This window comes from Winkia sp. UMB3158 (genome assembly GCF_030217145.1).
Lineage (GTDB): Bacteria > Actinomycetota > Actinomycetes > Actinomycetales > Actinomycetaceae > Winkia > Winkia anitrata.
Genome location: NZ_JASONH010000001.1, coordinates 167,557 through 184,808, shown reverse-complemented (window position 1 = coordinate 184,808; position 17,252 = coordinate 167,557). Strand labels below are relative to the sequence as shown.

The 17,252-nt window shown below is 57.2% G+C and carries 17 protein-coding genes; 11 read left to right on the top strand and 6 right to left on the bottom strand.

The genetic code is table 11. From position 1 onward, the window contains the following. Positions 1-43: 43 nt before the first annotated feature. Genes QP400_RS00970 through QP400_RS00955 form a run of 4 tightly spaced genes read right to left on the bottom strand, consistent with a single transcriptional unit; the run spans position 44 to position 3,699 of the window. Positions 44-676 (bottom strand): O-methyltransferase, encoded by a 633-nt coding sequence (locus tag QP400_RS00970; RefSeq protein ID WP_004805910.1) that lies wholly within the window; start codon positions 674-676, stop codon positions 44-46. Positions 677-710: 34 nt separating this feature from the next. Then, on the bottom strand, positions 711-1,820 hold the full coding sequence (locus QP400_RS00965) for an Mrp/NBP35 family ATP-binding protein (RefSeq protein WP_004805911.1): 1,110 nt from the start codon (positions 1,818-1,820) through the stop codon (positions 711-713). Between the two features lie 42 nt (positions 1,821-1,862). Then, entirely contained in the window at positions 1,863-2,399 is a 537-nt protein-coding gene (locus QP400_RS00960; RefSeq protein WP_004805914.1) for a DUF1003 domain-containing protein, read from the bottom strand. After that, on the bottom strand, positions 2,392-3,699 hold the full coding sequence (locus QP400_RS00955) for a magnesium transporter MgtE N-terminal domain-containing protein (protein WP_004805915.1): 1,308 nt from the start codon (positions 3,697-3,699) through the stop codon (positions 2,392-2,394). The genes QP400_RS00960 and QP400_RS00955 overlap by 8 nt, the downstream gene beginning before the upstream one ends. Positions 3,700-3,768: 69 nt before the next feature. On the opposite strand from QP400_RS00955, the gene QP400_RS00950 reads away from it, so the two are divergent. From QP400_RS00950 to QP400_RS00930, 5 genes are all read left to right on the top strand, one after another. Further along, on the top strand, positions 3,769-4,467 hold the full coding sequence (locus QP400_RS00950; protein WP_004805918.1) for a YflT domain-containing protein: 699 nt from the start codon (positions 3,769-3,771) through the stop codon (positions 4,465-4,467). A gap of 108 nt (positions 4,468-4,575) precedes the next feature. Beyond that, positions 4,576-6,492, top strand: coding sequence for a translational GTPase TypA (typA, locus tag QP400_RS00945; protein WP_004805919.1), 1,917 nt, complete (start codon positions 4,576-4,578; stop codon positions 6,490-6,492). Positions 6,493-6,711: 219 nt separating this feature from the next. Beyond that, a complete protein-coding gene (gene ahpC / locus QP400_RS00940) occupies positions 6,712-7,275 on the top strand; it encodes an alkyl hydroperoxide reductase subunit C (RefSeq protein ID WP_004805922.1) in 564 nt (187 codons plus the stop codon). Further along, positions 7,275-8,807, top strand: coding sequence for an alkyl hydroperoxide reductase subunit F (ahpF, locus tag QP400_RS00935; protein WP_004805923.1), 1,533 nt, complete (start codon positions 7,275-7,277; stop codon positions 8,805-8,807). Before ahpC ends, ahpF begins: the two co-directional genes overlap by 1 nt. 15 nt (positions 8,808-8,822) lie before the next feature. Next, positions 8,823-9,746 carry a LysR substrate-binding domain-containing protein gene (locus QP400_RS00930; protein WP_004805925.1) on the top strand — a complete coding sequence of 308 codons (924 nt, stop codon included), beginning with the start codon at positions 8,823-8,825 and terminating at the stop codon, positions 9,744-9,746. Between the two features lie 49 nt (positions 9,747-9,795). Here the strand turns inward: QP400_RS00930 and QP400_RS00925 are convergent, their stop codons facing one another. Next, positions 9,796-10,035: a putative acetyltransferase gene (locus tag QP400_RS00925; RefSeq protein WP_004805927.1), complete on the bottom strand. Its 240-nt coding sequence runs from the start codon at positions 10,033-10,035 to the stop codon at positions 9,796-9,798. Between the two features lie 55 nt (positions 10,036-10,090). Between QP400_RS00925 and fdxA the strand changes: the two genes are divergently transcribed. Continuing rightward, complete coding sequence (gene fdxA, locus QP400_RS00920; RefSeq protein WP_004805928.1) at positions 10,091-10,414, top strand: ferredoxin; 324 nt, start codon at positions 10,091-10,093, stop codon at positions 10,412-10,414. Position 10,415: 1 nt separating this feature from the next. Then, a complete protein-coding gene (dapC, locus tag QP400_RS00915; protein ID WP_004805931.1) occupies positions 10,416-11,531 on the top strand; it encodes a succinyldiaminopimelate transaminase in 1,116 nt (371 codons plus the stop codon). A 71-nt stretch (positions 11,532-11,602) separates the two neighbouring features. On the opposite strand, the gene QP400_RS00910 is transcribed toward dapC, so the two are convergent. Then, positions 11,603-12,214 (bottom strand): Maf family protein, encoded by a 612-nt coding sequence (locus QP400_RS00910; RefSeq protein WP_004805932.1) that lies wholly within the window; start codon positions 12,212-12,214, stop codon positions 11,603-11,605. Between the two features lie 96 nt (positions 12,215-12,310). Here QP400_RS00910 and QP400_RS00905 point away from each other — a divergent pair, with 96 nt between their 5' ends. The 4 genes from QP400_RS00905 to QP400_RS00890 all read left to right on the top strand — a co-directional run bounded on the left by QP400_RS00905 (position 12,311) and on the right by QP400_RS00890 (position 17,189). Then, positions 12,311-13,360, top strand: coding sequence for an adenylate/guanylate cyclase domain-containing protein (locus QP400_RS00905; RefSeq protein WP_048707215.1), 1,050 nt, complete (start codon positions 12,311-12,313; stop codon positions 13,358-13,360). A gap of 116 nt (positions 13,361-13,476) precedes the next feature. Next, entirely contained in the window at positions 13,477-14,154 is a 678-nt protein-coding gene (locus QP400_RS00900) for a response regulator transcription factor (protein WP_040314880.1), read from the top strand. Positions 14,155-14,175: 21 nt separating this feature from the next. Then, the gene (locus QP400_RS00895) at positions 14,176-15,465 is read left to right on the top strand and encodes a HAMP domain-containing sensor histidine kinase (RefSeq protein WP_004805938.1); all 1,290 of its coding nucleotides are present in this window, start codon (positions 14,176-14,178) and stop codon (positions 15,463-15,465) included. Positions 15,466-15,515: 50 nt separating this feature from the next. Further along, on the top strand, positions 15,516-17,189 hold the full coding sequence (locus QP400_RS00890) for a DUF6020 family protein (protein WP_004805940.1): 1,674 nt from the start codon (positions 15,516-15,518) through the stop codon (positions 17,187-17,189). Positions 17,190-17,252 lie beyond the last annotated feature (63 nt).

Below are 17,252 nucleotides of genomic sequence, written 5' to 3'. Positions count from 1 at the left end.
AAATGGGGGGCGACCGCTTGGTCGCCCCCAACGCTATAACGGGTTACTTTCGAGCAATCCCAATGGCCATGCCGTCTCCGATTGGCAGCACGGAGCTGATCCAAGAATCTTTGTCTTGCAGGGACTTGATGGCCTCGCGCATCTGCACTGTTTCTGGATCGCGGCGAGCGGGGTCGGCCACCTGGTCGTGCCAGAGAGCATGCAGGAGCACCACTGCACCGCCAGGGCGCACTAGCTCCCATGCGTGCCTGAGGTAGGCGTCGACCTCGTTGACGTCACCGTCAATTACCACCATGTCGTAGGCGTTGTGCGCCATTCGGGGAAGCACTTCCAGTGCCCGTCCGGTGATTAGGCGAGTGTGCTGAGAGGGGATACCGGCGTCGCGGAAAAGCCCTCGAGCTGCCTTGTGGAATTCAGACTCGATGTCAATAGAGGTGATTACCCCGGAGGCAGCCATGCCTTCGAGCAAGTACAGGGCAGAAGTTCCAGTCCCGGTACCGATCTCGAGTACAGTCCTGGCTCCCATTGCGCCTGCCAACGTGCGCAGCATTGCCCCGGATGCGCGGGATACTGCTGGCGCTCCCAGCTCTTCTCCTAGGGCACGAGCCTTGGCAATAACATCGTCCTGGTCGGCAATCTCTTCTGTGTAGGTCCAGGAGAGGGCTTTCTCGCTCACGGTTACTCCTTTTTATTTACTAAGCCTACTAGGCTCACAGCGGGGACACGCCCAAGTTGCGCCCGGATAGGCCGCGGGAGCGTTTAGAGAGTTTCTTGGCAAGGCCTTGTAGCGCGCTGGCTGCGGGGCCGTCGGAAAGGGCAACCGGCGTGCCGTTGTCTCCACCGATTCGCAGATCTACGTCGAGCGGGATCTGGGCCAGTAGATCTACCGGGTAGCCAAGAACGGTTGCTAGACGCGCCGATACCATTTCTCCGCCGCCGGAGCCGAAGACCTCGATCTTTTGCCCGTCTGGCGTTTGCATGTAGGCCATGTTCTCGACGACCCCAATTACTCGCTGGTGAGTTTGGGCAGCGATGGAGCCGGAGCGTTCCGCCACTTCGGCAGCTGCAATCTGCGGGGTTGTCACCAACAAGATCTCGCTGCCGGGAAGTAGCTGGGCAATAGAGAGGGCGACGTCGCCTGTCCCGGGAGGAAGATCTAGTAGTAGTACGTCCAGATCGCCCCAGTACACGTCGGTGAGGAATTGTTGCAGGGCGCGGTGAAGCATTGGTCCGCGCCAGACCACCGGTTGCCCGTCTGGTACGAACATGCCAATAGACATTACTTTTACGTCGTGGGCGACAGGCGGCACGATCATGCCGTCGATCATCGTGGGCTCGTGCTCAACCCCCAGCATGCGGGGGATCGAGAAGCCGTAGATGTCAGCGTCGACAACTCCGACTTTGAGCCCTTCTTTAGCCATGGCCACGGCCAAATTAGCGGTGACTGAGGATTTGCCTACGCCGCCCTTGCCGGAAGCTACTGCGATAACGCGGGTCAGCGAGTTGGGTTGGGCGAAGGGAACCTGGCGGGTGGGGCCGCTTAGCTTTTCGCGTAGTCCTTTGCGCTGCTCCTCGTTCATCACGCCCAGGTGGATTTCGACGTCAGTGATGCCGTCTACTTCGAGGGCGGCTTTGGTAGCGTCGGCCTTGATCGTGTTTTGCAGGGGACAGCCTGCAACGGTTAGGTCGATACTAATGTCTGCCTTACCGTCAGCAACTGAGACTTCTCGGACCATGTCTAGGTCGGTGATCGGGCGACGCAGTTCTGGATCGATCACAGATTGCATCGCATTTGCAACGGCTTGTTCTAACTCAGTCATAGTTCCAATCGTATGGTGTTGCGCTGGTGCGTCCGCACCCTGTTATGCCTTTGGCGAATCGGACTTCTTTTTGTCCTCTGTCGCGTTTACTAGTTCTTCTAACAAATCACGGATTTCCGAACGGACGAAATCGCGCGTGGCTACGTCGTTCATAGCGATTCGCAGCGAGGCAATTTCGCGCGTCAGGTATTCCGTATCTGACAGAGACCGTTCTGCGCGGCGCCTATCTTGTTCGGCCAGCACCCTATCGCGGTCGTCTTGTCTGTTCTGGGCCAGCAGGAGCAGTGGGGCCGAATAGGAGGCCTGGGTGGAAAAGGCCAGGTTCAGCAGGATGAACGGGTACGGGTCGAAGGGGGAGAGGCCGCGTACTCGGGCAAGCACGATGTTTGAAATGATCCAGGCTCCCACGAAGATAGTCATCCAGAGCAAGAACTTAGGCGTCCCGAAAAAGCGAGCTATTGCCTCCGCAGCCCTGCCGAAGGTTTCGTTTTCTCCGCCCGAAGAGCGTCGCCTGGACCGGTTCATAAAGCGTCCGAAGCGGCTGCCTGACTTTGTGGGGGTGTCTAGGCGCTCATTCATCTGAATGCTCCCTGTCCATCGATTCGTCTGTTATCTTTTCGTCTGCTTCTCGCCAGTCGTTGGGGAGTAGCTCGTCTAGAACGTCGTCTACAGAGACCGCTCCGAGGAGATGCCCGTCCGCGTCTACTACGGGCAGAGCAGTCAGGTTGTAAGTTGCCAGGAGCCTGGTGATGGTACCGATACCTGCCGAAGCGTCGACTCCATCTAGGTCGCCGTCAAGAATAGAGCCCAATAGTGTTTGCGGGGGTTCTCGTAGGGCGCGCTGTATGTGCACAATCCCCAAAAACCTGCCGGTGGGTGTCTCTAAGGGAGGACGGACCACGCATACCAGCGCGGCGAGGGCGGGGGGTACGTCTACCTTGCGCACGTGTGCAAGCAACGTGGCGACGTTGGCATCCGGGGGCAAGATGACGGGTTCAGTGGTCATCAGACCGCCAGCAGTGTGCTCACCGTAAGCAAGCAAGCGGCGCACATCCTCGGCCTCTTCGGGTTCCATCAGTTCCAGAAGTTGGCTGGCTTTGTTGTCGGGTAGCTCTTGGACCAAGTCGGCGGCGTCGTCTGGTTGCATCTCGTCTAGCACGTCCGCAGCCCTTGGGGCAGCAAGGTGAGCCACAATGGAAACGCGGTCCTCTTCGCCCAATTCTTCGAGCACGTCCGCTAGTCGTTCGTCCGGTAGTTCTTCGGCGACTTCGAGGCGACGGTCGTCAGGTAGATCGTGAAGAGCATCAGCCAAGTCCGCAGCGCGCAGCCCTTCATACATGGCCAGCAGGTGGGACGTGTCAGCGGGAATCATATTGACCCGCATGCCGGTGATCTGGGAGGGCGTTACGAGGGCGTCCCCTCCGGTGCGCTTGAATCCGAAAGTGCCCGGGCGCCCTCGTTCTACGTAAACCTTTGAAATATACCAATCACTATTTTGGTCCTGCTCAATGGCTAGATCAGCGATTCGTCCCTGCCCAGAGCCGTCCTTGAAGGTGACTAGGCGTCCCAATACTTCACCAACGACCAGCGACTCAACCGGCCGCTGGCTGAATCGACGCAAATTCAGCATGCCTGTAGTGATTACCGCCCCGGGTTTAATAGCGGTTACGCGAGTGAGAGGCATAAAGACTCGACGCAGGGAACCGACCTCTACTACCAGGCCGATTGCGCGGTGGTTGCCCGTGTAGCGCATCATCACAACCACGTCGCTGACTTTGCCAATCGCGTCCCCGACCGGATCGAACACCGCAGTGCCTGCAAGTTTAGCTACGAAGACCCTGCCCCCGACGCTTTTTACAGTTTTTGCGGAATGGCGCATGTGGACCTCCGTTACGCTTTTCGCGGCTAGCAGACGCGCTCAAACTACTTTTCTGGCAAACTCAATACTATGTCTACACCACTAAACTTTACTTCACCAGTTGGCAAAGCCCCGGCTCCCAAGGGTACCGAAGTGGCTTCATTTCGCACCTACGCGGAGGCACAATCTGCAGTAGATGCGCTGGCAGAGGCCGACTACCCGGTGCATACCTTAACTATTATTGGTACCGATCTAGTAATGGTCGAGCGTGTCACAGGACGGGCAACGGCCGGCAAGGCATTTGCTCGCGGAGCTCTTAATGGGCTTTGGTGGGGCGTCATGCTCGGACTGTTGAGCGCCTTCATCAACCCGGATTTGGGCGGGGCGGCAATAATTATTACCGCCGGCGTTATCACCCTCATCTTTGGGCTGATCAATGTTGCCGTGCACGCGATCGCTGGCAAGAAGCGGCGTCAGGATTACACCTCAGTTACCTCGGTTGCAGCTTCGCGTTTTTCAGTGCTTGCCCTCGCAGATGCTGCAAAAGCGCGGCAGGCACTAGCCGGCGCGCCAGGAAATATCCTCGAAGCCGCAAATAGGCCGATCCAGGCGGGCTCAGAACCTGCTGGCCCTACGGCGTTTGGCTCCAAGTCAACCGAGCAGCCCGCTTATGGGGTTCGTCTTTCTGATGCCGAAAAGGCAAAGCGGAACTCCGAAACTGGACATGGCCGTCACCGCGGTCCCGCTGCCCCAGAAGAGGGCCAGGCGGGCACTCAAGACCAGGAATAGTCCGCTAATCGTGACCAATACCGCCCTGCTGGGGGCGGGAATAAGACGTAGCTGGACGTACCATATAAAAGGCCAGATAGCCGCTAGCGAGTCTTAATAAGGAGCAATATGGCAATTCGCCAAGATCTTCGAAACGTCGCAATCGTTGCACACGTCGATCACGGCAAAACCACGCTCGTCGACGCCATGCTGTGGCAGTCGGGTGCATTCGGTGAGCACGATACGGTCGAAAGTCGTGGCGAGCGCATTATGGACTCCGGCGACCTCGAGCGCGAAAAAGGCATCACCATTTTGGCGAAGAACACCGCCGTGCGCTACTCCGGTCCTGCAGTCAAGCACTCCGGCTGCGACGAGGTCGTAATCAACGTCATTGACACTCCTGGGCACGCGGACTTCGGGGGCGAGGTCGAACGAGGCCTCTCCATGGTCGATGGCGTAGTGCTGCTAGTCGATGCTTCTGAAGGCCCTCTGCCGCAGACCCGCTTCGTGCTACGCAAGGCGCTAGAGGCCGCCCTGCCTGTAATCATCGTGATCAACAAGGTGGACCGCCCCGACCAGCGCATCGACGAGGTGCGTGAAGAGACCATGGACTTGCTGCTGAACCTGGCAGATGACTTGGTAAATGACGGCGCCGATATTGATCTGGACTCTCTGCTGGATGTGCCGGTTGTTTATGCTTCGGCTAAGGCAGGCAAGTCCTCGCTAGAGCAGCCAGCTCCGGGAGAGCTGCCAGACCAGAACTTGGAACCGCTCTTCGAGACCATCATCAAGCGCATTCCCGGGCCCTCCTACGATCCGGAGGCGCCCCTGCAGGCACACGTTACAAACCTGGATGCCTCGCCCTATCTGGGCAGGCTGGCACTGCTACGCATTCACAATGGCACCCTTAAGAAGGGGGCAACAGTTGGTTGGGTGCGCCACGACGGGTCCATGCAGCGGGAGCACATTGCCGAGTTGCTGGCCACGGAGGCGCTTGATCGCGTGCCGGTCGAAGAGGCGCACGCAGGCGACATAGTTGCTATTGCCGGTATTCCAGACATCACCATTGGCGAATCGCTAGTAGATCTGGAAGATCCGCGGCCGCTGCCGCTAATCAAGGTCGATGATCCGGCTATCTCGCTAACTATCGGTATTAACACCTCTCCGATGGCAGGCAGAGTGAAGGGTGCCAAGGTAACTGCGCGGCAGGTGAAGGACCGGCTGGATCGCGAACTGATCGGCAACGTCTCGCTCCGCGTGCTTCCTACGCAGCGTCCCGACACCTGGGAAGTGCAGGGCCGTGGTGAACTAGCCCTGGCAATTCTTGTAGAGCAGATGCGTCGCGAAGGTTACGAGCTAACCGTTGGCAAGCCGCAAGTAGTTACTAAAGAGATCGATGGTCAGCGGTGCGAACCGATGGAATCCATGACTATTGACATCCCCGAAGAACACCTTGGCGCCGTCACCCAGCTGATGGCCGCTCGCAAGGGTCGCATGGACACTATGGCAAACCACGGAACAGGCTGGATTCGCCTGGAATACATGGTTCCGGCGCGTGGCCTGATTGGCTTCCGCACTAAGTTCCTTACTGACACCCGTGGTACTGGCATCGCCTACTCGATTTCCGCTGGCTACGAACCGTGGCACGGCCAGATTGAGCGCCGCTTGACCGGGTCACTGGTCTCGGATCGTCCGGGTAAGGCTATCCCGTACGCGATGATCAAGCTGCAGGAACGCGGTGCATTCATGGTTCAGCCGGGCTCCGAGGTGTACGAAGGCCAGGTAGTTGGCGAGAATTCGCGCAACGAGGACATGGACGTCAATATCTGCAAGGAAAAAGAGAAGACGAACATGCGCGCGGTAAGTGCCGATTCCTTCGAAGGCCTGGTGCCGCCGCGTACTCTGACCTTGGAAGAATCGCTCGAATTTGCTGCCGAGGACGAATGCGTTGAGGTAACCCCTGAGGCCATCCGTATTCGCAAGGTTGTGCTGAACGCACAGGATAGATTCAAGATCGCCGCCAAGGCGCGCCGCGAGAACAAGTAGGAGACAGGCATTTGCCTTGCCCCGCCGGGCACCTCTTTGGAGGTCTTCGGCGGGGCTTTTCGCATAGTGGCAGCGAGCCGCTGGAGTGGGAAGCAAGTGTCGCCCTCGAGCACACCTGCAGCTATAGGAGAATGCTTTAACGCTAGCGGTTGATGATAGCTATATGTACACTGGGTGTGTCAGTTGCGATGGTTCGCAAAAACAAAATTGGAGGTTATTTTGTCTCTCATTAATACTCAGGCACCGCAGTGGAGCGGCACTGCCTACCACAACGGCGAATTCGTAGACGTCTCCTCTAAAGACTATGAAGGCAAATGGGCAATCATCTTCTTCTACCCGGCAGACTTTACATACGTATGTCCGACCGAGCTTGAAGATATGGCCGAAAACTATGACGAGCTCTCCTCGCTGGGCGTTGAGGTTTACTCGTTCTCGACTGACAAGCACTACACCCACAAGGCGTGGCACGAGACCTCTGACCGCATCGCCAAGATCAAGTTCCCGATGGTGGGCGACCCGACCGGAGAAATCGCCAGCGCTTTTGAATCTTTGGACGCCAGCGAAGGCTGTGCCCACCGGTCGACCTTTGTGATCGATCCCAATGGAGTGATCCAGTACCTGGAAACCTCCGCCGAGGGAATCGGTCGCAACGCCACTGAGCTGGTGCGCAAGGTCAAGGCTGCGCAGTACATCTACAACCATCCGGGTGAGGTCTGCCCCGCGAAGTGGGAAGAGGGCGAAGAAACTCTAACCCCGAGCTTCGACCTGACGGGTAAGCTCTGATGCTCGACAAGAAAACGCTCGACCAGGTAGCTGGCGTCATCGGCATGATCGCCAGCCCGGTCGAGTTTGTCGCATCGCTCGATGACACGGATCGGTCGGCAAAAATGCGTGAGCTGCTAGAAGAGGTGAGCGCACTTTCCGACAAGATCTCTCTGGTCGAGGAACCGGACAAGCGCACACCGTCTTTCGGCATCCGGCAAAAGGGCGAGCAGCCGCGGGTCCGCTTTGCGGGCCTGCCTATGGGACACGAGTTCTCCAGCTTCGTCCTCGCCTTGCTGCAGGTTGGTGGCCACGAGGTGAAGGCTGACGCGGACACGATCGAGGAAGTCACCAAGCTTTCTGAACCGCACGAGTTCGTTACCTACATGTCGTTGACGTGCCAGAACTGCCCTGATGTGGTGCAGGCCCTGAACGCTATGGCGGTGCTAAACCCGAACCTGAGCCACACCGCTGTCGAGGGCGGAGCCTTCCGCGCCGAGGTTGATGGTGCGGGAGTGAAGACGGTGCCCACTGTGTACATGGATGGGCAACTATTTGGCCAGGGGCGTATGTCCATGGCCGAGATTGTGGCAAAGCTGGATACAGGTTCTGCCGCGCGCACTGCCGACAAGCTCAATCAGAAGGAACCTTTCGATGTGCTGGTAGTTGGAGCAGGCCCGGCCGGTGCCTCTTCGGCTATTTATTCGGCGCGCAAGGGTTTCAACGTCGGAGTCGCTGCCGGGCGAGTAGGTGGGCAGGTAAACGATACTGCTGGCATTGAAAACCTGATTGCCATTTCGAAGACCCAGGGTAGCGATTTTGCTGCCGAGCTGCGCCAGAACATGGTAGCCAATGGGGTCGACCTTATGGAGTCCTTGCAGGCGGAGCGCCTGAGCAAGGAAGGCGACCTCTTTGTTGTTGAGTTCGCTGGCGACGTCAAGCTGAAGGCAAAGTCGGTCATCCTGGCTACCGGTGCGCGGTATCGCACCACCGGCATCCCCGGCGAGGAAGAACTCCGCAATAAAGGCGTAACTTTCTGCCCGCACTGCGACGGTCCTCTTTTCCAGGACAAGCCGGTAGCCGTCATCGGCGGTGGCAACTCGGCCATCGAGGCAGCAATCGACCTTGCCGGACTGGCAAGCCACGTAACCGTGGTGGAGCTAATGGATCACCTCGGTGCCGACCAGGTCTTGGTAGACAAGCTGAATTCGCTGCCCAACACTCGCGTGCTTACTTCAGCTACCTCTAAAGAAATCCTGGGAAGCGATGCGGTCAGCGGACTGGTGGTCCAAAAGAGCGATGGCTCTTCAGAGACCCTGCCCGTAGAGGGCGTGTTCGTCCAGATCGGCCTAGTGCCCAACACGGAATGGCTAGAGGGAACGCTGGAGCTGGACCGGGGGCAGATCGCCATTGATCGGTCCAACGCCACCTCAATTCCTGGAGTATTTGCTGCAGGTGATTGCACAAACGTGCCTCACAAGCAGATAGTGGTAGCCATGGGTGAGGGCGCGAATGCCGCCCTCGGATCATTCGAGCACTCAATTCGCAACTAACGCAAAGGAGTCCTGTTGAATTTTCGGTCGCTGCAGTATCTAGTGGCCCTCTCACAGCAGGGCTCCTTTCGCGGTGCCGCGATCTCATTGGGAGTCGCTCAACCCTCCGTGTCCACCCAGATCCGGCGCCTGGAAACTGAACTGGGAGCCCAGCTGGTGAAGCGGTCCAGCCAGGGAGCGCAGCTAACTGAGGTGGGCCAGAAGATCGTAGTTGAGGCGCTCGAAATTTTTGCGATTACGGATCGCATCAAGGCATTGGCCAGTGGCACAGAACCAGTGGTGCACGAGGTGCGACTCGGGGTCTTTCCCACCCTGTCTCCGTACCTGCTGCCGTACTTGCTGCCGCAGATGCGCAAGGCAGCTCCCGATATACACTTCCTAGTTGAGGACGAAAAGTCGGGAGTTCTAAAGGAACATCTTCGCAAGGGAGAACTTGATGTGGCGATCCTTGCAGATGATGATTTTGGTCCCGAGATGGTGCAATTTCCCGTCCTCGACGAGGCATTTGTATTGGCTTTGCCGGTCGAACACCCGCTGGCTCGCTCCTATGGCAGCATCGACACCGGAGCCCTAAAGGGGACTGAGCTGCTGCTCTTGGGGGATGGGCACTGCCTGCGCGACCAGACACTGGTTCTTTGTTCTCAGGTGGGAGCCAAGGAACGGGCGGATTATCACGTAAATTCCGTAGAAACTCTAAAGCAGATGGTGCGGGCCGGGGTGGGGCCAGCACTTATTCCCTCGCTCGCTGTGTCCGGCACTGACGAGACGGACGAGGACATTAGGTTCCGCCGCTTTGCTTCTCCGCCCCCTAAGCGGATCATTCGGGTGGTAGTGCGGCGGGAGGATGCCCAAAAAGATTACGTCGCGCTACTTCGTAAAGTAATGGTAGCCATGCCGACTCGGGTTAGAAATCCTGGACTGCGCATCCACCTGGCGTAAATAAATAAGACGACAGTGACGTTTTCCGCCCTCTGGAAGGCAGCCGTGGTTACCACCGGCGGGGCGGAACCCTCTTGCCCGTGACCATCTTTTGGGCGGGCACGCGGACCTTTCCTTTCCGGGTCATTATGTCGACGAAATCGCGCTCTACCTGCAAAACCTCGCCTAGAGCGTCGTAGAAGCCGTCCGGTTCGCGATACCGAAGTACTACCCGTTCGCCCACCTTCCATTCGAGCCACGGCAGCTTCGGAGGGTTAGGGCTATCACATGAATAAGTCTTTTGGTCCATCGTGGGACATACTAGTTTAGACGCTTGGAAAGGGAAGAACCAGGAAGGTGTATTCATGACTTACGTCATCGCTCAACCGTGTGTGGATGTCAAAGACCGCGCGTGCGTGGATGAGTGTCCGGTGGATTGCATTTACGAGGGCGCTCGCACTTTGTACATTCATCCCGACGAGTGCGTTGACTGCGGGGCTTGTGAACCTGTTTGCCCCACTGAGGCCATTTTCTACGAGGACGATTTGCCCGAAGAATGGTCTGACTATTACCGCGCTAATACTGATTTCTTTAACCTGAAGGATCTCGGATCTCCGGGCGGTGCCGCAGCCGTCGGGCCCGTAGACTATGATGATCCCATGATTGCTGAGCTGCCCCCGCAGGCCTAACATGTTGCCGCGCGCTTTAGAACTACCAGTGTTCCCTTGGGATACCCTGGAACCAGTAAAAGAAACTGCCAAAAGGCACCCAGATGGCATCGTGGACCTATCGATTGGTACCCCAGTCGATGCCGTGCCAGCCTTTGTTCGCCAGGCCCTAGCCGAGGCGTATGACGCTCCCGGCTATCCGCCGGTGCAGGGGAGTGCGCAACTGCGCGAGGACATAGCGAGGTGGTACCACGCGAAGCGGGGCGCTAGTGCGGTCCTCGCCCACGGGGTTATCCCCACTGTTGGCTCTAAAGAACTAGTGGCGGGGCTGCCCTTCTACTTGGGTCTGCGTGCGGGCGATCGGGTACTCATGCCACAGGTTGCCTACCCAACTTACGAGGTCGGAGCTCGGGTTACCGGGGCAACTCCAGTGCCGGTGGGGCCAGACCCAGATACCTGGCCGAGCGCGCAGATGGTATGGCTCAATTCGCCCTCGAACCCGGACGGACGAGTACTATCTGTGATCGAGCTGCGGAAGATCGTAAAGTGGGCGCGCCACCACGGCGCTATTGTTGCCTGCGACGAGTGCTATGCCGAATTGGTGTGGGATACTCCTGAGGCGCCATCGATCTTGGAAGATCGGGTTTGCGATCGGGACACCACGGGTTTACTTTCGGTCTATTCGCTATCGAAGCAATCTAATCTTGCCGGTTATCGGGCAGCCTTTATGGCTGGTGACCCTAAACTAGTTTCCACCGTGCTTGGGATTCGCAAGCACCTGGGGGCTATGATGCCTACTCCAATCCAGCATGTAATGCGTGCGGTCCTTGCGGATAGGGAACATGTAACAGCCCAGCGCGAATTGTATGCGGATAGGCGACAGCGATTGCTGAAGGCTACTGCGAACGCCGGCTTGATACATGATCCGCAGTCAGTGGCCGGCTTGTATCTGTGGCTTTCTGCCCCCGGTATGGACGCATGGCAGATCGCAGAGGCCTTGGCGAAGATCGGTATCTTAGTGGCTCCAGGAACATTCTATGAGGACAATTCGCACGTGCGGATGTCGCTGACCGCTTCTGACGAGCGAATTCGCGCTGCGGAAGACCGGTTAAACAAAGAGCCCCTGTTTAGTAACTGAAGACCGTAGCGCCGGCCGTAACAGTCGCGGACGCGAGCCTTGGCGCGCCCGCGACCTCGCGCCGCTACGGACTACTTCCACAGATCGGGCCAAAAACCTCCCAGCTCGGTATACATTTGCCGCAACAACGGTAAGGAGATGCCGACTACTGAATGAAAATCGCCCTCGATTCCGGTGACGAAGGCCCCTCCTAAAGAATCTACGGTGAATGCGCCGGCTACTTCTAGTGGTTCACCGGTAGCCACGTAGGCATCGATCTCGGCGTCAGAGAGGTTGGCAAAGTGGACGGTAGTACTTGCAGTTTCGCCCTTTTCTTGCCAATTGCCGCTGGTGCCAACTAGTAGGTAATGTCCGGTCAGCAGGGTGCCGGTTTTACCGCGCATTTTCTGCCAGCGGTTGCGGGCTACTTCTGCGGTATGTGGTTTGCCAACGAGCTCTGAACCAATTAGCAGCATCGAATCGCACCCTACAATACAGGTAGGGGTAGAGAAATCGTCGGAAGCGGCAATCTTTTGCGCTTTCGCCTTGGCCAGGTTGGCAACTTTCCCTGTGGTGGGCAGGTCTTTGGCTTTGGCAAGTAGGGCTGCTTCATCGACGTTTGCTACCCGTACTTGGGGGTGCAAACCTGCATGTTTTAGAGTTTGTAGGCGTGCCGGTGACTGCGAGGCTAGAACAAGATTCATATGTATATATTAGGAACTTTTCTTCTGGCCTTACCCCGGCAACATTAAAAACAGGTAGTGTGAACTAGGCAATACCGTTTACGGAAGGGTGGGGAGTTGACCCAAGCGAAGGCATCGTCCGGCTCAATGCCGGGGGCCACTATCGACGCTGCAAGAAACGTGCTCATCGGGGGTCGGCCCACGATGAATCTCAAGGAGCTGGCCGAGGCTGCGGGGTGCGAGGTCGCCTATGCGGAGCGGTTCTGGCGCGCTATGGGCTTTCCTGACTTGAAATCAGACGAGGATATGTTCACCGAGCTAGACCTGGCATCGTTGAAGTCTTGGCTCTCGCTTATGAGCGAGCTCGGGCTCAAAACTAGGTCTGCGACCTCGCTGCTGCGCGCGCAGTCGCACACCATGGATCGTTTGGTGCTGTGGCAGACTGAGGCAATAGTGCAGGACCTGGTGTCCCAATATGATCTGGACGATACTACCGCCAGGCTTCTGCTGCTCGACCGTATTGACCAGTTCACGGGCATTTTAGAGAAGCAGGTTAGGTATGCCTGGAGACGCCAGCTGGCAGCACTGCTTACTCATATCGATGACGAGGTGGGCCAGCGCGGAATGGAAGACATGACAGCTGATACCTATCCGCTCCGCCGGACTATGGGATTTGTCGACATGGTCGCGTATACCAGGCGGTCGGCCGGCCTCGGGGCGGAGGCGTTGGCAGATCTAGTTGAGGGCTTTGAATTTCGGTGCCGCGACGTGGTTACGCGCAATGGCGGCAGGGTGGTGAAGACCATTGGCGATGCTGTGCTGTGGGTATGCGACGATCTAGCCACGGGGCTGCGCGTGGCCAGTAAGCTGGTGCACACCCTGGTGACTTCTGAGGAGCTTCTTCCGGTCCGAGCATCTCTTGTGTGTGGGCGAGTGGTCTCGCGCTCAGGAGACATTTTTGGCCCCCCTGTGAACCTAGCTTCGCGCCTAGTGGACATTGCCCCGAGGGCGTCTATCTTTATGGATGAGCAGACTGCGCAAATGCTTTATGCGGACTCTAAGTTTGATGACTCTCTGATTTGGAAGGCGGATCCGGCAGACCTGCGGGGCGTGGGCACAGTGGTTCCGTATTTCTTAGATTGGGAGAAATATTTGCGGACCCTGTAGGCATTTCCGCTGGCTGGGCAGGCAGAGTCAAAAACAGGTAAATCTGATGCATGTAAAGTGTAAATATTTTTCAGCCTCGATAACAATTTTTTGTCTTCGTGCGCTACGATTGGCATGTGACTAGAGTTTTACTTGTTGAAGACGACCCCGCAATCTCCGAGCCGCTTGCCCGCGCGCTTGGGCGGGAAGGCTACACAGTGTCGGCTCACGGTACCGGCAAAGGTGCGCTGGCCGATCTAGCTGGCACTGACTTAGTGGTTTTGGACTTGGGCCTGCCTGATATTGATGGCCTGGATGTTGCTAGGCAGATCCGCGCCGGAGGCTCTTCTGTCCCCATCATGATTCTTACCGCCCGTACTGACGAGGTCGACATGGTAGTTGGCCTAGATGCGGGCTCTGACGACTACGTAACTAAGCCGTTCCGCTTGGCGGAGCTGTTGGCTCGAGTGCGGGCGCTGCTGCGCCGCGCTGGCAGCGATTCCTCCGACGGCTACCTAGAAGCGCAAGATATTCGCGTAGACGTATCTGCACACCGGGCATTCCGGGGCGATACTGAGCTGCAATTGACCGCAAAGGAATTTGAACTGCTACGGGTGCTGGTGCGTGAGGCCGGCAATGTGGTGGAACGGGAAACCTTGATGCGGGAAGTGTGGTCCTCTGACCCCACCGATTCCACCAAGACGCTGGATATGCACGTGTCGTGGTTGCGGAGGAAGCTGGGTGACGATGCGGCTCGCCCTCGTTACATTACGACCGTACGAGGGATGGGTTTCCGCTTCGAGAAAGAGGCATAGTTGCGCCGCCGTGCGCTACTAATGACTTTGTGGGCGGCTACCGCCGGCGTGTTGTTGCTGGGGTTGCCGCTCGCTATCTTAGGGTCAGCCTATGTCTGGATGTCGACCGCAGCTGCCCTAAACGAGAAGGCCGCTGCTATTGCTCGGCTTACCGATCACACGTTGGGTGCTGGCGCCTCGATGGATTATGCGAACCTGGGATATTGGGGGGCCGGAAAATCCACTTGGATAAAGGTATATGGCGCACATGCCGCGGCCACTGAGGCCGGAGAACGACCTTCCTGGCCCTCCATCTCAGTGTCGACGGTTTCTTCAAATGGCAATACCGTTTTTATTGAAACCTCTGCGTGGCCCACAATCGGCCAAGCTGCAATGCTCGTGTTGCTGGTGGTGTTGTTGTCCGCCCTCGCATTAGGGGTGGCAGCAGTGCTGGCGTTCCGCTCTTCTAGGCGGCTATCTGCTCCGCTTATCTACTTGGCGGCGCAGGCTGAACAGGTCGGACAGGGCGAGGTGCGAGCTCGCATCAAACCTTCGGGAATCGAAGAAATAGACCTGGTAGCCCAAGAACTAGCGCATACCTCCGAGCGCATCGCAGGCCGACTTGCCGCCGAGCAGCAGTTCGCCGCTGATGCCTCTCACCAGCTGCGGACGCCTCTAACTGCATTGTCGATGCGAATTGAAGAGATAGAGCTGATCTCGGACGACGAAGAGGTGCGCAAGGAAGCCGGTGCATGTCTAGAGCAGGTTGAGCGCCTAACTCAGGTAGTAACTGATTTGCTGTCCTCAAGAAGACGGTCCGGTGGCACAACGCAGGCCGTGAAGCTGGACGCAATCTTCACCCAGCAGAAGGGTGAATGGGAGCCAGCTTTTAAGAACGCGGGGCGCGAGCTCGTGTTCGTGGACGACGCTGAGCGGGTAGTGCTTGCAACTCCGGGAAATCTGTCGCAGGTGCTTGCCACTTTGATAGAAAACTCGCTTAGGTATGGCAAGGGCAAGGTTCAGGTTAGTACTCGCAAGGGAAAGTCCTCTAGGTCGGTCTTCATTGAAGTATCGGACGAGGGCGATGGCGTCCCAGATGAATTGGCCCCAAAAATCTTCGAGAAGGGGGTATCGGGCCATGGCTCATCGGGCATCGGTCTAGCCCTCGCCCGCGAACTAGTACAGGCTGATGGGGGACGTATTGAACTAACTCAGCGACAGCCTCCGATTTTCACCATTTCCCTAGCAGCACTTCCCACATCGTTGGATCCGGATAAAGTGATGCCACGAGGTGCCATGGTTTCCATGGGAAGGCGTAGAAGAAGGCTTTGAGGCTGCAGTGGGCAGGAAGGACATAGTGGGGTAAGGCATTGGAGGGGAGTATGGCTGTGGGGAACACTTCCAGGTCGGCGCACTCTAGAGTGAACTTGCGTTTTTGGGGCTACACGCTCTTTTCCGCAATGGCGATTAGCGCCTTTGATCTTCTCTCGCAGATCGTCCCGGAAGGGAAGGCCCAGCCCTGGGCAATTTTTTCCCTTGCTCGTACGGGGACTGTCTTCGTCCTCGCAATAGTGATCTGTGGATTGGTGTTCGCGTTGGCGGGGCGGGAGGGCGCGCCCGCGCCTCTGCCAAGGCGCAGGGTTTTACTGGCTGGTTTTTTGATTCCTCTTCTCAGCTGGTCGCTCCTGTTAGCCTGCCTATGGCCCGGGGTGTCGATGAACGACACCTGGGCTATCCTCAGTGAGCCTTTAGCTGCCTCTAGTCAGCATCCTTTAGCCTACGGGTACGGCCTGTCCGCACTGGTACATGGTGGGTCCTTGTTGCTAGGGAATGTGTCGCGAGGGCTGGCCTTTGCCGCAATGGTGCAAATGGTGCTGTGGGCGCTCGTGGTAGCAGCTATGGCGGATACACTTCGCATGACTGGCGCCCCAAGGATGGTGATATACGCATTCGTGGCATACACGGCAGCCGTTCCCGTGGTGGGTGACTATGCCATAGCCCTAGTTAAAGATTCTCCGTTTTCGATAGCTATCGCAGCAATAACCGTTTTGCTGTTTCGTGTCTGGGTAAGTAAGGGAAGTGCAGTAGGTAGTAGAGGCTTCCAGATCGCATTGTTCTTCTCAGCGCTCGCGGTAACTGCAATGCGTAACAACGGGATTGCGCTTACCGTGATCATGGTGCCACTGTTGTTTTTCATCTGCGATAGCAATAGGAAACTTGCAATTGGGATCGTAGTTGCAGCTATAGTGGCTGGGTCCATACCGGGACAGATCTCGAAGATTTACGTGGGCCCTCATAAATATGTAGAGTCAGTCAGCATGCCCCTTCAGATGATCGGGTATGGCATCTGGGCGCAACCACAGTGCATTCCGAGGGCGCAGCGCACCTACTTCTCTAAGATCATGCCAATTGCACAGTGGGCGCAGGCATATTCGCCGCTTTCAGTAGATGCTACTAAAGATAATGGTCAGTTCGATCGAGACTACCTGCAACGAACGAAGGGTGAGTTTGCGCGGCACTTTGTGGCCTATAGTTTTTCCTGTCCTGTGTCCGCTGCGAAAGGGTATCTGCTGCACACCAGGAACTACTGGTCGCCCCAGACCCGTCCCATTGGCAGAACCAGTCAATCCATCTTTCACTCTTTAGTGTCGAATGATTCAGCTAGCAGCACTGCGTGGCGGCAGGAGCTAGGAAAGCGGGGGATAAGCAACCACTCGCTGCTGCCAGATGGGCTCACCTCCGCAGTGATGGCCTGGTTCCGGACTGGCACTGCCCATTTTCCCGGTGCTGGTACGTGGGCGTGGGCCCTATTGGTAGCGGTAGGTGGCTTTCTGTACCGGCGTAGATATGCAGGATTAGCACTGGCATTTCCCTCAGCGCTAATCTATGCCACTCTTTTGGTGGCTTCTCCTGTGTCCTATCCCTTTAGATACGTAGCATTCTTGGCTTTGGTGGCCCCTTTTTCTCTAGCCATCCTGTTAGTAGGCGAGCCGGCTAAGCAGACGATAAATGTGGGCACCACTACAAAAACACCTGTGAATAAAAGCTGGTGGTGAGTGTGTTTTTGATGGAGGAATCTTTATAATTCGGGAGGTAAGAGCAATAAGGCTGCAATCGGG

What these genes read in the sequence shown, in the direction of transcription:
- QP400_RS00965 (WP_004805911.1), bottom strand. Translation starts at nt 1,820, where the DNA reads ATGACTGAGTTAGAACAAGCCGTTGCAAATGCGATGCAATCTGTGATC.
- QP400_RS00960 (WP_004805914.1), bottom strand. Translation starts at nt 2,399, where the DNA reads ATGAATGAGCGCCTAGACACCCCCACAAAGTCAGGCAGCCGCTTCGGA.
- QP400_RS00955 (WP_004805915.1), bottom strand. Translation starts at nt 3,699, where the DNA reads ATGCGCCATTCCGCAAAAACTGTAAAAAGCGTCGGGGGCAGGGTCTTC.
- QP400_RS00950 (WP_004805918.1), top strand. Translation starts at nt 3,769, where the DNA reads ATGTCTACACCACTAAACTTTACTTCACCAGTTGGCAAAGCCCCGGCT.
- typA (WP_004805919.1), top strand. Translation starts at nt 4,576, where the DNA reads ATGGCAATTCGCCAAGATCTTCGAAACGTCGCAATCGTTGCACACGTC.
- ahpF (WP_004805923.1), top strand. Translation starts at nt 7,275, where the DNA reads ATGCTCGACAAGAAAACGCTCGACCAGGTAGCTGGCGTCATCGGCATG.
- QP400_RS00925 (WP_004805927.1), bottom strand. Translation starts at nt 10,035, where the DNA reads ATGGACCAAAAGACTTATTCATGTGATAGCCCTAACCCTCCGAAGCTG.
- fdxA (WP_004805928.1), top strand. Translation starts at nt 10,091, where the DNA reads ATGACTTACGTCATCGCTCAACCGTGTGTGGATGTCAAAGACCGCGCG.
- dapC (WP_004805931.1), top strand. Translation starts at nt 10,416, where the DNA reads ATGTTGCCGCGCGCTTTAGAACTACCAGTGTTCCCTTGGGATACCCTG.
- QP400_RS00910 (WP_004805932.1), bottom strand. Translation starts at nt 12,214, where the DNA reads ATGAATCTTGTTCTAGCCTCGCAGTCACCGGCACGCCTACAAACTCTA.
- QP400_RS00895 (WP_004805938.1), top strand. Translation starts at nt 14,176, where the DNA reads ATGACTTTGTGGGCGGCTACCGCCGGCGTGTTGTTGCTGGGGTTGCCG.
- QP400_RS00890 (WP_004805940.1), top strand. Translation starts at nt 15,516, where the DNA reads ATGGCTGTGGGGAACACTTCCAGGTCGGCGCACTCTAGAGTGAACTTG.